Below are 13,714 nucleotides of genomic sequence, written 5' to 3'. Positions count from 1 at the left end.
ATCCGCGAAAGACTATCTCGCAGCCTCCATGGACGAGGCATGGGCCTTCGCCATGGCCTCCTGAAGGTCGTCGATAGGCGTCGCATTCACCATCTTCCTGCCTTCGAGCTCCTTCGGCATTTTCCAGCCGGGATCGATGCCTTCCATGTTCGGCAGTTCGTGGGCGATACCCTTGTGACAGTCGATGCAGGTCGCCTGGCCGGAAAGCAGATATCGGGTATGGATCTCGGCGGCGCGTTGCGTCTGCTTCTGCAGATCCATGGCCACCGACGAATGGCAGTTGCGGCATTCCAGGCTGTCATTGGCCTTCATGCGCGCCCATTCATGCTGGGCAAGCTCCAGCCGCTTTTCCAGAAACTTCGGGCGAGTGTTGATCGTGCCGAATATCTTGCCCCAGACCTCCTTGGAGGCCTGCATCTTGCGGGCGATCTTGTCCGTCCATTGATGCGGCACGTGACAGTCCGGACAGGTCGCCCGCACGCCCGATCGGTTGGAGAAATGGATGGTGCGCGAAAGCTCCTGATAGACGTTGTCGTGCATTTCATGACAGGAGGTGCAGAATTTTTCGGTATTGGTCAGTTCCAGCGCGGTATTGAACGCCCCCCAGAACAGGACGCCACCGACGAAGCCGCCGAGCGTCAGGACGCCGAGCCCGATCGTCGCCGCCGGCGTCGTCAGGATCGACCACGCCCAGAGAACCGCTTTCCTGATAAATGCGATCATGACGGTCACTCGCTCCCGGCCGGTTTGAAACCGAGCTCGCTCATATCCTTGAACGCATTGGGGACGAGCGGCGGGGTGTCCGCCTGCGGCACATGGCACGCCGTACAGAAGTAGCGGCGAGGGGAGACGTCGGCGAGCATCTGGCCGTCGCGCGTCATATAGTGGGTGACGCTGATCATCGGCGCGCCGCTATCCTGCGTGAATTCGCGCTTGTGGCAGGAGAGGCAGCGGTTGGCATTGACCGACAGTTCGTAGCCTTCGATCGAATGCGGAATGATCGGCGGCTGGTCCGGATAGGCGCGCATCCTGCGCTTGTCGTCGACGATCCACTTCGGCAGGGGCCTGGCATCCCCTGTTTCCATCGAAGGCGTCGGGCCTTCCAGCTGGGGGACGGTTTGCTGCACCACCTGGCCGAAGGCGGCCGTCGCCAGGAAAACGACGATGCCGGCTGCGATTGCCTGCCATTCCGGTCGCCTTAAACGGCGGGAAGAATCTTGACCGCGCATTTTTTGAAATCCGTCTGCTTGGAGATGGGATCGGTGGCGTCGAGCGTGACCTTGTTGATCAACTGGCTGGCGTCGAACCAGGGGACGAAGATCACGCCTGACGGCATTCGATTCCGGCCCCTGATATCGATGCGCGAGCGGATCTCGCCGCGGCGGGAAACGATCCGCACCTCCGCTCCCTGGTTGATGCCGCGCTTGCGGGCATCCTCGGCATTCATGAAACATCGCGCGCCGGGAAACGCCCGGTAAAGCTCCGGAACCCGCATCGTCATCGATCCCGAATGCCAGTGTTCGAGCACACGGCCCGTAACCAGCCAGAAGTCGAATTCATCGTCGGGAGATTCGGCCGGCGGCTCGTAAGGCACGGCCAGGATGACGGCTCTGCCATCCTTCTGGCCATAAAATTTCACGCCCTCGCCGGGTTTCACATAGGGGTCATAGCCTTCCCGGTATCGCCAGCGCGTCTCCTGGCCGTTGACCACCGGCCAGCGGAGCCTGCGTACTTCATGATAAGTATCATAGGGCGCGAGGTCGTGTCCGTGGCCGCGCCCGAAGGAGGCGTACTCCTCGAACAGGCCCTTCTGGATATAGAATCCGAATGCCTTGGCCTCGGCATTGTCGTATTCGGCACTGATCTCACTGAGCGGAAATTTATCCACCTCGCCATTGCGGAACAGCACGTCGAAGAGCGTTTTTCCCCGATACTCCGGATTGGCATCGAGGATGTCCGTCGACCAGACCTCATCGGTGGTAAATCGCTTGGAGAATTCGACGATCTGCCAGAGGTCGGATCGCGCTTCCCCCTTGGCCTGGACGAGCTGATGCCAGACATGGGTGCGCCGTTCGGCATTTCCATAGGCGCCTTCCTTCTCGACCCACATCGCCGCGGGAAGGATCAGGTCGGCGCTCATCGCCGTTATGGTCGGATAGGCATCCGAAACCACGACGAAATTCTCCGGGTTGCGATAACCCTGCCAGGTCTCGTTGCTGGCGTTCGGTCCGGCCTGGACGTTATTGTTGACCTGCACCCAGTAGAAATTCAGCTTGCCGTCCTTCAGCATGCGGTCCTGCTGGACCGCATGATAGCCAGGCTTCTCCGGAATGATCCCCTGCGGGACCCGCCAGATTTCTTCGGCATGCTTGCGGTGCTCGGGATTCGTCACCGTCATGTCGGCAGGAAGACGATGGGCGAAGGTTCCCACTTCACGGGCCGTCCCGCAGGCTGACGGCTGGCCGGTCAGCGAGAACGGGCTGTTGCCCGGCTCGGAGATCTTGCCCGTCAGCAGATGCAGATTGTAGACCATCTGGTTCGCCCAGACGCCGCGCACATGCTGGTTGAAGCCCATCGTCCAAAGCGACATCACCTTGCGGCCGGGATCGGCATAGAGTTCGGCCAGCTGCTCCAGGAATTCCGGATCGACCCCGGTGAGTTCGGACGTCTTCCTCAGCGTGTATTCGCTGACGAACTCCTTGAAGGCGTCGAAATCCATCGGCTCGGTCTTGCCGGGGTCCGTGGCGTTGGCCGCGGCGACTTCAACCGGATTGTCCGGGCGCAGGCCGTAGCCGATATCGGTGACGCCCCGTGCGAATTTCGTGTGATCGCGGACGAAGGCCTCGTTCACACGCCCCGTCTGAATGATGTGATTGGCGATGAAGTTCAGGATCGCCAGATCGGTTCCCGGCTTGAAGACGATGGGAATGTCGGCAAGATCCATGCTCCTGTGCGTAAAGGTCGAAAGCACGGCAACACGCACATGCGGCTGCCCGAGCCGGCGGTCGGCGACGCGCGTCCAGAGGATCGGATGCATCTCCGCCATATTAGAGCCCCAGAGCACGAAGGCGTCCGCGTTCTCGAAGTCGTCGTAGCAGCCCATCGGCTCGTCCATGCCGAAGGTGCGCATGAACCCGTAGGCGGCAGACGCCATGCAATGCCTGGCGTTGGGATCGAGGTTGTTGGAACGAAAGCCGGCCCGCATCAGCTTTGTGGCGGCATATCCCTCGAAGATCGTCCATTGGCCCGAGCCGAATATGCCGACAGCCGTCGGCCCCTTGTCCTTGAGCACTTTCTTGCATTGCTCGGCCATTACGTCGAAGGCCTCGTCCCAGCTCACCGGTTCGAACTCGCCGTCCTTGGCGTAGCGGCCGTCGCGCTTGCGCAGCAGGGGGGTCTGAAGCCTGTCCTCGCCATACATGATCTTGGAGAGGAAATAGCCTTTGATGCAGTTCAGGCCGCGGTTGACCTCCGCCTGCATGTCTCCATGCGTTGCAACGACCTGGCCTTGCTTGACGCCCACCATGACGCCGCAACCGGTGCCGCAGAAGCGGCACGGGGCCTTGGACCATTTGATCTCCAATGCACCGACGCCACCGGGCACCGGCTGCGCGGCGGCCGGCATCGCTATTCCCGCGGCGGTCGCGGCGATGGCGGCGGCCTGGGCCTTCAGAAGGTCACGCCTGTTCAATTCTCCCGTCATGGCCTTGCATCTCCTCCTCGACATGCTCGAACACCATGTTTGCCGCAATCACCCCATCCAGGAGCGAGATTTGCGACAGACGATCGCCGAGCACGCCCGTGCTCGTTCCCTCGATGACGATGACGATCTTGCCGTTGGCATGACCGTGAACTTCCACATTCCGCATTTCGGCAAGCGCCGTAAGCACAGCCCCGGTGCGGGCCGGCATGGTCGCGACCACGGCGCTCGATATGTGATAGCGCAGAGCCTGCTCAGGCATCGGCCGCCTCCATCCCGTAAGGCTGCAACGTGATGGCGTTGACCGGACAGCTGGCGATGCATCCCCCGCATCCGTTGCAAATCTCGGTACGAAGCTCCGGAAGAAATGGGCCGCCGATGCGGGGCCGGAAACGGATCGCCTGCTGAGGGCAAACTTCTCCACACGACTGGCAGGTGATGCCGCGCTTCGCCAGGCAGGTATCGCCAATTGCGGCAACATGGGCAAAACGATCGATCCGTTCCGCGATGAAGACGGGCTGCGGGCACGATGCCGCGCATTCACCGCAGAACGTGCATTCGCCTCGCATGAAGGCGAGCGACGGCAGTCCGTCCACGAGACGGATTATCTTGGTGGGACATCGCTCCTCGCATCGTCCGCATCCGGTGCATGCCGCGGCAAGGGCCTCCATCGACGTTCCCGGCGGGCAAATCCTGCCATCGGCCGCTGCCGGCCGGCCTGAAAGGAATTGACGTCGCGACATCGGCGCATGGGACATGACTCAATGCCCCGCCGGCGGCCCCGGAGGGCCGAACACGATCTGAAACATCCAGACGAGGAAGCCATATCCGCCGACGACACCCACGGCCACCAGAGGCCATATTCCGAATGCGAGGACAAGAAAAGCCAACACTTCCGTCCGGCGCTTCGCGCGCGGATTGCTCTGCCCCGATGCTTTTTGAAGCAATTCAGACATGACAGACCCCCAGCGCAGACGATAACATGCTTGCTTAAACAAGCCTAGGTGGCTTATGCTCTTCCCGACTGCAACCGCTCTCATCGAAAGAGGCACGAGCCGCGTATCGCCGTAGAAGGGGCGACGAGACCGAGCCACGGAAACGACCGTCTAAACCCGGTCGACGTCCTTGAGAGTCTCGAACAATCGCTGCTGAACGTCCCGTTCCTGCCTGCCGATCGCCGTCAGCAGCTTACCCATGGTTCCCCTGACGCCATGAAGCTGGTCCACCAGATCCATGACGATATCGACGCCGGCTTCGTTGACGCCCATATTGCCCATGAGATCGAGGATGAGCCGGGCACGCGCGACGTCGGCGTCGCGAAACTGCCTTTGTCCCCTTGACGTCTCCGGGATCAACCACCCCTGTTCGATCCAGAAATCGAGCTGGACCACATCGATTTTCAAATAGAGACGGAACTCTTGATCATTCATGATCAGGCCTCCATGTTCTTCCTCGGATCGTATGGATGTGCCGCCGCCCATTCCTTCACCAGGGACGCCAGCCGTTCGTCAGGGCTATCGGGCAGCACGATCTTCAAGGAGACGTAGATGTCGCCGTGTCCGCCGCCGCGTTTTGCGATGCCCTTGCCCTTGAGACGCAGAACCTTCCCGGTGTTGGAATGAGGCGGCAGCGTCAGGCTGACGGGTCCTGACGGTGTGGGTGCGCGCACCTTGCCGCCGAGCACCGCCTCGTTGAGGGAAATCGGCAGTTCCAGGCGGATGTCGTCGCCGTCACGCGTGAAGAAGCGGTGCGGGCGCACGTGGATTTCAATGAGCGCATCGCCCGCCGGCCCGCCGCCGATGCCCGGCTCGCCCTTGCCGCGCAGCCGCAAGGTCTGGCCGTCGCGGGTTCCAGGCGGGATCTTAACCTCGAGCGCGGGACCATTGGGAAACTTGACCTCGGTTCCGGTGCCGTTGACGGCCTCGAGAAAGTCGACCTCCATGGAGAAACGCCGGTCCTGGCCTTGGCTGCGCGCCCGGCCGCCGCCGGTGCGGCGCGAAAAGAAGCTCGCGAAGATATCGTCGGCATCGCCGAAATCGGCAAAGCCCGCGCTCTTGTTATACGGATTATCGGGACCGCCCGCCGAAGCATAGTCACGATAGTAACTGCGCTGCGCCCGCTCGGCGCCCGTCATATCGATTTCGCCGCGGTCGAAACGCCCGCGTTTCTCTTCGTCGCTCAAGATCTCGTAAGCGGTCGAAATTTCCTTGAACCGCTCCTCGGCGCGTTTGTCGCCGGGGTTCAGGTCGGGGTGAAGTTTCTTGGCAAGCTTGCGGAATGCGCTTTGAATATCCTTTTGCGACGCATCCCGTTTCACGCCCAGAAGCTCATAGGGATCCTGGCTCATGCAAATCTCCGGTCGGGCAGCCAATTCTGCCGTTGATTCACTGGTGATATAGGTTGTCAGGCCGCAGCCGGGGAGGGGAGCGCGAAAGGTTAGAACAGCGCCGCGTCTTCCTGTGCCTGACCGGGACGCCGGTCGATGAGAACCGAACATCCGGCGTGACGCACCACCTTGTCGACGATCGACGAGAAGACGTAGTCGGTAATATCGGTCACATGGGATGAAAGCAGGATGAGGTCAGCCGACCTTTCCCTGGCGGCTGACACCAGCAGGGAGGCGGCAACGCCGATGCGAACCTCGACCGTCGCTGGAACTGCGAGCTCCTTGCTGAGCGCTACAAGCTTCCTCTCGGCCTCGATAATCGCTGTCGTCTCGAATTCCTCGGGGATGTCAGCCAGATGGTGGCGCGGGATATTCTCGATGACATGCATGACGACGATGCTGCCGCCTTCGTCCACCAGCGCCGCAGCCCGGCGCAGAAGCCGGATCGCCGTTTCGCGAGAGCCCATGCCGATGGCGCAGATGATCGTCCGATACATTGCAATCAATACCTTCGAATAGGAACAGGCGCGCCGATCATACCGGTGCCGGCCATGCCTGCCTTGACCAATATCAAGCAGAAACCTTTACCACATCGCAACGGCAGTCCGTGGAAAGCCGGCACATTCCTTCGAGGACGGAACCTCAGGCTGAATCGTCGCAGTTGACGGCGTGGCCACCGGCAATAGTTCTCGTTCGAATGCCATCACGGATCGAGGCTCACATGCCGAATTTTGCGATTATCGGGGCGGGCGCCATGGGTAGTGCCGTCGCCAAACGGCTGGTCGACCATGGCGCGACGGTGCTGACCTATCTCGAAGGCCGGAGCGAGAAAACGATAGCGAGGGCTGCCGCCACCGGCATGGTGCCGGTCGGCAGCGAGGACCTGGCGAAGGCCGAGCTGATCCTGTCGATCGTGCCGCCGGCGGAAGCCATCAGCGTCGCCGGACTCGTCGCGGAGATATCATCGAGGGTGCGGTCGCCGCCGCCTTTCATCGATCTCAACGCAATCTCACCGAAGACGATGCAGGCGCTCGCGGCACGGTTCGAAGGCTGCGGCGTAGACGTGCTGGACGGCGCCATCATCGGCGGCCCGCCGGTACCAGGCAGGCCCGGCCCGACCATCTATATCAGCGGCGATACCGCAGGGCGAAGCAGGCTGCTTGTTGATTGCGGCCTCACGGTCCGCAGGCTCGACGGGCCGCTCGGCGCCGCCTCCGCGCTGAAAATGTGTTATGCCGGCATCAACAAGGGATTTACCGGCCTCGGCGCCGCCATGCTGCTTGCGGCCTCGCGCTCGGGAGCCGCCGAAAGCCTGAAAGCCGAATTGACCGACAGCCTTCCGGATTTCGAGCGGAAACTGTCGAAATCCATTCCCGACATGTATCCGAAAGCCTATCGCTGGATCGCCGAAATGCAGGAGATCGCCGATTTCCTCGGAGAGGACGATCCGGCGGCAACCATCTTCCGCGGCATGGCGGGTGTTTTCTCCAAGCTGGCAGAGGACGTGGAGGGCAGCCACGCACTCGTCAGGCAATTGGACGACATCCTCGCGCCTCGCGAAACCGGCGCTTGACCCCAACGCTTTTCGCCACCGGCGCCCCGCAATGGAGGCGCCGGCGGCTGACGTGCGGCCGGTCCAACCGACGCCTATATCTTCGCGAAATCCTCGACCTGCGCCCTGATCGCGACCTCGGTCGGCAAGCGCTCCATCGAGCTTGCGCCGTAAAAGCCGTTGCAGCCCTTGCAGCGGGCGAGCACATAGGCCGCATCAGCCGGCATGGCGATCGGGCCGCCATGGCAGAGCACGATGACATCGTCGCGCACCGATCTCGCGGCATCCGACCATGCATTGATCTTCTCCACGCATCCGTCGAGCGTCAGCGCCGTTTCGGCGCCGATCGCGCCCCCGGTGGTCAGGCCGAGATGGCAGACGACGATATCGGCACCGGCCTTGGTCATGGCAATCGCGTCGTCGCTGCTGAAGACATAGGGTGTCGTCAGCATGTCCTTGGCGTGGGCACGGGCGATGATGTCGATTTCCAGATCGAAGCCCATGCCGGTCTCTTCGAGATTGGCGCGGAAGGTGCCGTCGATCAGCCCGACGGTGGGAAAGTTCTGGATGCCGGCAAAGCCCATGGACTTCAATTCGTCGAGGAAGTGATCGGGCAGCATGAAGGGATCGGTGCCGTTGACGCCGGCGAGCACCGGCGTGTGGCGTACGACCGGCAGCACCTCGCGGCCCATCTCCTTGACGATCTCGTTGGCATTGCCATAGGCGAGCAGGCCGGCCAGCGAGCCGCGCCCGGCCATGCGGTAACGGCCGGAATTATAGATCACGATCAGGTCGATGCCGCCGGCTTCCTCGCTCTTGGCGGAAAGGCCGGTGCCGGCACCGCCGCCGATGATCGGCTGGCCCTCGGCGATCTTGCGGCGAAGCTTCTTCAATATGTCGTTTCTGTCGATACGGGTCAAAACTCTCTCCTCAGGCATGGATCTCGTGGAAGCTCGCGACGAGCGCGGCGGCAAATTCCGGGCTGTTGATATGGGCATCGATCTCGATGAGGCGCCTGTTCGGCACATCGCGCCAACCGGTGCGGATGGCGGAAAACAGCGCCGCGTCGGCTTCGGGATCGTGGAACGGCTGGCCGGCGGCGTCGATTGCCGAAACGCCCTGAAGCGGCAGCAGGAAACGGACCGGCCCCTGCATCCGGTTGAGCCGTTCGACGATGAAGGCGCCGATCCGGGTGTTTTCTTCCGGCGTGGTGCGCATCAGTGTCACCTGCGCATTGTGGACGTGGAGCTTGCGGTCGCGGAAGGCTGCCGGCACCGTTTCCCGCGCTCCGAAATTCACCATGTCGACGGCGCCGACCGAGCCGACATAGGGCAGGCCGGTGCGGATGATGGCGCCGAAGCGATCCTCGGTCGCCGGAAAGACACCGCCGACAAGGAGATCTGGAACCTCCGTGGTCGTCACGTCGATCACCCCCTGCAGCAGGCCGGAATCGGCAAGCTTCTCCATCGACTGACCGCCGACGCCGGTGGCATGAAAGACGTAGATTTCATGCGTCTCGCCGAGCATCTCGCGAACCTGGGTGACGCAGGAGGTGGTGACGCCGAACATGGTCATGCCGATGCCCGGCCGGTCGTCCATCGAGGCGGGAATGGGGTTACGGGCCATGCCGGCCGCCGCATTGGCGGCATTGCCGATCACCTTGCGCGAGATCGCGTTCAGGCCGGCGACGTCGACGACCGAATACATCATGGTGAGGTCGTTCGGTCCGACATAGGGCGCCACATTGCCTGAAGCGACCGTCGAGACCATCAGTTTCGGCAGGCCGATGGGGAGCGCCCGCATCGCCTCCGTCACCAGCGCGGTGTTGCCGGTTCCGCCGAGGCCGAGCACGGCACCGATATCGTCACGCGATTTCAGGAACGCCGTCAGCGCCTTGGCCATGGCAGAGACCGCCGTTCCGCGATCGGTCTGCCCGAGCACGGCCGCGGCACCCCCAGAATGAAATTCGGCGACGTCGCGTGCACGGATATCGGCGCCGAAGCCGTCCCCGAGCGTACCGACATCAACCAGTAAGGCATCGGCTCCAGCCGCAAGAACCACCTCCTTGGCGTAGCTCAGTTCTGCTCCCTTGGTGTCGCACGTGCCGACGATATAGACCTTTCCCATTGGTTTTCCTCCTCTTTTTGAGCCGTTTTCCGCTTATTTTCGATAAAGTTCCTGTTTTTGTATTTTCCATATTGTATATTCTTTCGCATATTGCATACTTAAATCACGAACGCCAGACGGAAATGGAGACCATGAACGCACCGCGCCACCTCACCCTTCGCGAGCGGATCTACGAGGAAATCGTTCGACTGATCGTCTCCGGCGAACTGCCGAGCGGCGTCTCGATCGATGAAAAGGAATTGACGGAGCGCCTGCAGGTCAGCCGCACGCCGTTTCGCGAGGCGATCGGCACGCTTGCCAAGGAAGGGCTGATCGAGATCAAGCCTTATCGCGGCTTCTTCGTGCGCAGCTTCACGCCGAAGGAGATCGACGACCTCTATAATCTGCGCAAGACGCTCGAATGTTTCGCCGTCGAGCTCGCCGTTCCCGAGATGAGCGACCGGCATATCGCGAACTTCGAGCGCATCCTGGACGAGGCGGTGGCGGCACTGCGCCGCGGCGACATGGCGACTTACGGCATCCGCGACAAGGAATTCCACGAGACCATCGCCGAGCTTTCGGGAAGCGCGCCGCTGGTCGAAACGCTGGCGCGGCTCGCGCTGCAGATCCAGATCTGCCGCTCGATCGCCAATGAGAGCCGCGATCTCGCCGAAAGGGCAGCCGAGGAGCGCGATCAGATCCTGCAGGCTTTCCGGTCGCGCGACATTGCCCGCGCCAAGGCGCTGATGCACGCGCATATCAGCGACGTCCAGCAGGCCGTCATGGCGCGCTTCCAGAAGGAAAATCCGGCGCTTTAGCCGGGTGAATGAAGGAGAGGGAGGTCTCCTTTCAACGAGCGAAGAACGTGGCCGAGGAGCGGCCCGGAGGAGGGAACAATGCTGAAATTTCTTGCCCGCAGCACGGCACTGGCGGCGATGATCGCCGCAAGTTCGCTGGCACATGCCGAGACCCTGAAAATGTGGGGTCCGGAGCAGATCACCGAACCGCTGGTCGCGCAGCTCTGGAACGGCATCAAGGCCGATTTCGAGAAGGCCAATCCCGGTGTAACGGTCGAATTCATGCCGCCGACCGGCACGATCAGCAATGGCGCGGTGCAGGCGGCGATCCAGTCGGATGCCGGGCCTGACGTGATCCTCACCAACTCCGGCATCGGCCGCATCAGCGTCGTCAAGAACGCCAAGCAGGTCATGCCGCTCACCGAGCAATATGAAAAGCGCGGCTGGAAGGATGAGATCTATCCCTGGCTCTACACCGAGCTGAAGGGCCAGTTCGGCGGCGAAATCTATGAGGTTCCGGATGGCCTCGATGCGCTCGGCATCTGGTATCACAAGGACATTTTCGCGCAGGCGGGCTGGAAGATCCCGGCAACCTGGGCCGAGTTCGAAACGCTGATGAAGGCGATCGAGGAGACCGGCCTGCAGCCGATTGCCATCGGTCCGCGCACACCGGGCAGCGCCGGCCATCTCTTCGGCAACCTGCTGCAATCGGCAAGCGGCAAGGAAGTGATCGGCAAGGCGCTGCGTCGCGAGATCGCTTTCGACGATCCATCGGTCGCCGCCGGCGCCATCCGGCTGCAGAAGCTGGTCGAAGCGGGCTATATCAAGAAGGAAATGGCGGGCCTCGATCTCGACGGCGCCTCGCGCCTCTGGTTCAACAAGCGTGCGGCCATGTTCGTCGCCGGTCCCTGGTTCACCGCCAATGCCCGCAAGGCCGGCTACGATCTCGCCAACGCCGGTTATGCGCCCATGCCGTCCGACATCAAGGGTGCCGCAATCCCGACCGGCGGCGTCGGCTGGAGCTGGCTCGTGCCGGTCAACTCAAAGCAGCCGGAGCTTGCGATGAAGTGGATCGACTTCATGCTGTCGGATGCGGTGATGAAAAAACGCGCGCAGGATCCGGCAAGCACGATGATCTACCCGCGTGAAATCCCCGGTGTCGAACCGCCGACACCCGTGCTGAAGGACATCTTCGCGGCCGCGGCCGGCGGCGTCGGTTACAATCCGAGCGTCTATCTGCCAGGCCCCGTGCTCGACACCTACTTCCAGGTCATCCAGGGCCTCATCTCCGGCCAGATCGGCGGCGAGGACGGCATGAAGCAGATCCAGGCGAAGATGGCAGAGGCGAAATAGTGGTCATTCCAGAAACGCCCGGAAGCAAGGTCATGGCTCCTCTCAGCACTGCCCCTGCCGTGGCGGGACATACGGGCGGCAACCCCGCCCGTATGTCGAGACCACGAACGGCCGGGTCGATCTCAGCCGATGGCGATGCCCGCACCGCATTCTGGCTGATGGCGCCGGCGCTGACACTTTATGCGGTCTTCACGCTGTTGCCGATCGCCGCCACCTTCTGGCTGAGCTTCAACAGCTCGGCCGGCTTCAACACATCAGCAAGCTTCGTCGGCGTCGATAATTACGCCAAGGCGGCCCAGGACCCGATCGTCTGGAAGAGCCTCGTCCATACCTTCCTCTGGCTGGCCTATCATGTGGTGATGGCGGGCGGGCTCGGCCTTCTGCTGGCGCTTGCCGTCAGCAGGCTGAGAGTGACGCAAGTCTTCTTCCGCACCGCTTTCTTCCTGCCGCATCTGGTCTCGCTCGCCGTGGTCGGCGTCATCTGGGCCAATATCTACGATCCGTTTTTCGGCCTGCTGAACACGGCCCTGACGCAGATCGGGCTCGGCGCCTTCACGCAAGGCTGGCTTTCCGATCCTGCGCTGGTGCTGTTCTCCGTCAATGTCGCAAGCTCGTGGCAGGGTTTCGGCCTTTACATGCTGCTCTTCATCGCCGGCCTGCAGAATATCGATCACTCGCTTTACGATGCTGCCGAAGTGGACGGCGCCAACGCCTTCCAGAAGCTGATCTATGTCACGCTGCCGGGGCTCCGCGAGGTGACGACCTTCGTCGTCTCGCTGGCGATGATCAACGGCCTGAAGGGCTTCGCCACGGTCTTCGTCATGACCAATGGCGGGCCGTTCTATCAGAGCGAGCTGATCACGACCTATATCTACCGGCTTGCCTTCCAGTCCCAGGATCATGGGCTTGCTGCGGTGCTCTGCATCCTGCTCAGCCTGCTCGCGATCGCCATCACCATCGTCTTCAACCGCTGGCGCGCGAGGCTGTCCCAATGAGTGTGCGCAATCGCGAATGGCCGGTGGCGCTGGCGCTGACCCCGGTCTTGATCCTGATCCTCGCCCCCTTCGTCTGGCTCTTGATTTCGAGCTTCAAGACCGAGGCCGAGATCGGCCAGGCCGATCCCTTCACCTGGCCCGCCGACCTGATGTGGCGGAATTATCTCGACGCCTGGCAGATCGGCGGCTTCGGCGATCTCGTCGGCAACAGCCTCATCAACCTCGCGGGCGTCGTCGCCCTGTCGCTCATCACCTGCGCGCCGGCCGGCTATGCGCTTGCCAAGATCCGTTTTCCCGGCCGGGAATGGTTGTTCTACGCCTTCATCCTCGGGCTGACCGTGCCGGTCCAGGCGATCGTCATCCCGCTCTACCAGGTGCTCTTCGGGCTGAATCTCGTCAACACGCTTGCCGGTATCGTGCTGGTGCAGGTCAGCAACGGCATTCCCTTCGGCATCTTCCTGATGCGCAGCTTCTTCATCGGCGTGCCCGACGATCTGATCGAGGCCGCCAAGATCGACGGCGCTTCGCATTTCCAGATCCTCACCAAGGTCTTTCTGCCGATCTCGACCCCCGCCGTGCAGGCACTCGTCATCATCAGCGCGCTCTCCACCTGGAACGATTTCTTCCTGCCGCTGATCGTGCTGATCAGCCCCGAGGTACAGACGCTGCCGCTCGGGTTGGTTCGTTTCGCCAGCACCTATGCTTCCGATTACCGCCTGGTCTTCTCAGGCACCGTCATTTCGTTCCTGCCGATCATTCTTCTCTACATCCTGATGCAGCGCCGTTTCACCGAGGGGCTGACGCAGGGAGCAATCAAGGGCTGAC

General features: G+C 62.1%; 16 protein-coding genes. 5 read left to right on the top strand and 11 right to left on the bottom strand.

Annotation, left to right across the window (positions count from 1 at the left end):
* Positions 1–12 precede the first annotated feature (12 nt).
* The 9 genes from ATY78_RS12405 to ATY78_RS12365 form a co-directional block, all read right to left on the bottom strand.
* Positions 13–720 (bottom strand): NapC/NirT family cytochrome c, encoded by a 708-nt coding sequence (locus ATY78_RS12405; RefSeq protein ID WP_088682724.1) that lies wholly within the window; start codon positions 718–720, stop codon positions 13–15.
* An 8-nt stretch (positions 721–728) separates the two neighbouring features.
* Positions 729–1,229, bottom strand: coding sequence for a nitrate reductase cytochrome c-type subunit (locus tag ATY78_RS12400; RefSeq protein ID WP_088682612.1), 501 nt, complete (start codon positions 1,227–1,229; stop codon positions 729–731).
* Positions 1,199–3,703 carry a periplasmic nitrate reductase subunit alpha gene (gene napA, locus ATY78_RS12395; protein ID WP_088682611.1) on the bottom strand — a complete coding sequence of 835 codons (2,505 nt, stop codon included), beginning with the start codon at positions 3,701–3,703 and terminating at the stop codon, positions 1,199–1,201. Before napA ends, ATY78_RS12400 begins: the two co-directional genes overlap by 31 nt.
* Positions 3,678–3,962, bottom strand: a complete 285-nt coding sequence (locus ATY78_RS12390; RefSeq protein ID WP_088682610.1) for a chaperone NapD — start codon at positions 3,960–3,962, stop codon at positions 3,678–3,680. The genes napA and ATY78_RS12390 overlap by 26 nt, the downstream gene beginning before the upstream one ends.
* Positions 3,955–4,443: a ferredoxin-type protein NapF gene (gene napF / locus ATY78_RS12385; RefSeq protein ID WP_245313573.1), complete on the bottom strand. Its 489-nt coding sequence runs from the start codon at positions 4,441–4,443 to the stop codon at positions 3,955–3,957. The genes ATY78_RS12390 and napF overlap by 8 nt, the downstream gene beginning before the upstream one ends.
* 18 nt (positions 4,444–4,461) lie before the next feature.
* Positions 4,462–4,656 carry a periplasmic nitrate reductase, NapE protein gene (gene napE / locus ATY78_RS12380; protein ID WP_088682608.1) on the bottom strand — a complete coding sequence of 65 codons (195 nt, stop codon included), beginning with the start codon at positions 4,654–4,656 and terminating at the stop codon, positions 4,462–4,464.
* Positions 4,657–4,806: 150 nt separating this feature from the next.
* Entirely contained in the window at positions 4,807–5,130 is a 324-nt protein-coding gene (locus ATY78_RS12375) for a chaperone modulator CbpM (RefSeq protein WP_088682607.1), read from the bottom strand.
* A gap of 2 nt (positions 5,131–5,132) precedes the next feature.
* On the bottom strand, positions 5,133–6,047 hold the full coding sequence (locus ATY78_RS12370; protein WP_088682606.1) for a J domain-containing protein: 915 nt from the start codon (positions 6,045–6,047) through the stop codon (positions 5,133–5,135).
* An 89-nt stretch (positions 6,048–6,136) separates the two neighbouring features.
* The gene (locus ATY78_RS12365) at positions 6,137–6,583 is read right to left on the bottom strand and encodes a universal stress protein (RefSeq protein ID WP_088682605.1); all 447 of its coding nucleotides are present in this window, start codon (positions 6,581–6,583) and stop codon (positions 6,137–6,139) included.
* A 224-nt stretch (positions 6,584–6,807) separates the two neighbouring features.
* Here ATY78_RS12365 and ATY78_RS12360 point away from each other — a divergent pair, with 224 nt between their 5' ends.
* On the top strand, positions 6,808–7,659 hold the full coding sequence (locus ATY78_RS12360) for an NAD(P)-dependent oxidoreductase (RefSeq protein WP_088682604.1): 852 nt from the start codon (positions 6,808–6,810) through the stop codon (positions 7,657–7,659).
* Positions 7,660–7,733: 74 nt separating this feature from the next.
* Here the strand turns inward: ATY78_RS12360 and ATY78_RS12355 are convergent, their stop codons facing one another.
* Complete coding sequence (locus tag ATY78_RS12355; RefSeq protein ID WP_210191801.1) at positions 7,734–8,558, bottom strand: phosphoenolpyruvate hydrolase family protein; 825 nt, start codon at positions 8,556–8,558, stop codon at positions 7,734–7,736.
* Positions 8,559–8,568: 10 nt separating this feature from the next.
* Positions 8,569–9,765: a Tm-1-like ATP-binding domain-containing protein gene (locus ATY78_RS12350; protein ID WP_088682602.1), complete on the bottom strand. Its 1,197-nt coding sequence runs from the start codon at positions 9,763–9,765 to the stop codon at positions 8,569–8,571.
* A 131-nt stretch (positions 9,766–9,896) separates the two neighbouring features.
* Here ATY78_RS12350 and ATY78_RS12345 point away from each other — a divergent pair, with 131 nt between their 5' ends.
* From ATY78_RS12345 to ATY78_RS12330, 4 genes are all read left to right on the top strand, one after another.
* Positions 9,897–10,562 (top strand): GntR family transcriptional regulator, encoded by a 666-nt coding sequence (locus tag ATY78_RS12345; protein ID WP_088682601.1) that lies wholly within the window; start codon positions 9,897–9,899, stop codon positions 10,560–10,562.
* A 78-nt stretch (positions 10,563–10,640) separates the two neighbouring features.
* Positions 10,641–11,894 carry an extracellular solute-binding protein gene (locus tag ATY78_RS12340; RefSeq protein ID WP_088682600.1) on the top strand — a complete coding sequence of 418 codons (1,254 nt, stop codon included), beginning with the start codon at positions 10,641–10,643 and terminating at the stop codon, positions 11,892–11,894.
* A gap of 32 nt (positions 11,895–11,926) precedes the next feature.
* On the top strand, positions 11,927–12,889 hold the full coding sequence (locus ATY78_RS12335) for a sugar ABC transporter permease (protein ID WP_245313565.1): 963 nt from the start codon (positions 11,927–11,929) through the stop codon (positions 12,887–12,889).
* Positions 12,886–13,713: a carbohydrate ABC transporter permease gene (locus tag ATY78_RS12330; RefSeq protein WP_088682598.1), complete on the top strand. Its 828-nt coding sequence runs from the start codon at positions 12,886–12,888 to the stop codon at positions 13,711–13,713. Before ATY78_RS12335 ends, ATY78_RS12330 begins: the two co-directional genes overlap by 4 nt.
* Position 13,714 lies beyond the last annotated feature (1 nt).

Source organism: Rhizobium sp. R635 (assembly GCF_002211285.1).
Classification (GTDB): domain Bacteria; phylum Pseudomonadota; class Alphaproteobacteria; order Rhizobiales; family Rhizobiaceae; genus Rhizobium.
This window is presented reverse-complemented; position numbering and strand designations above follow the sequence as displayed.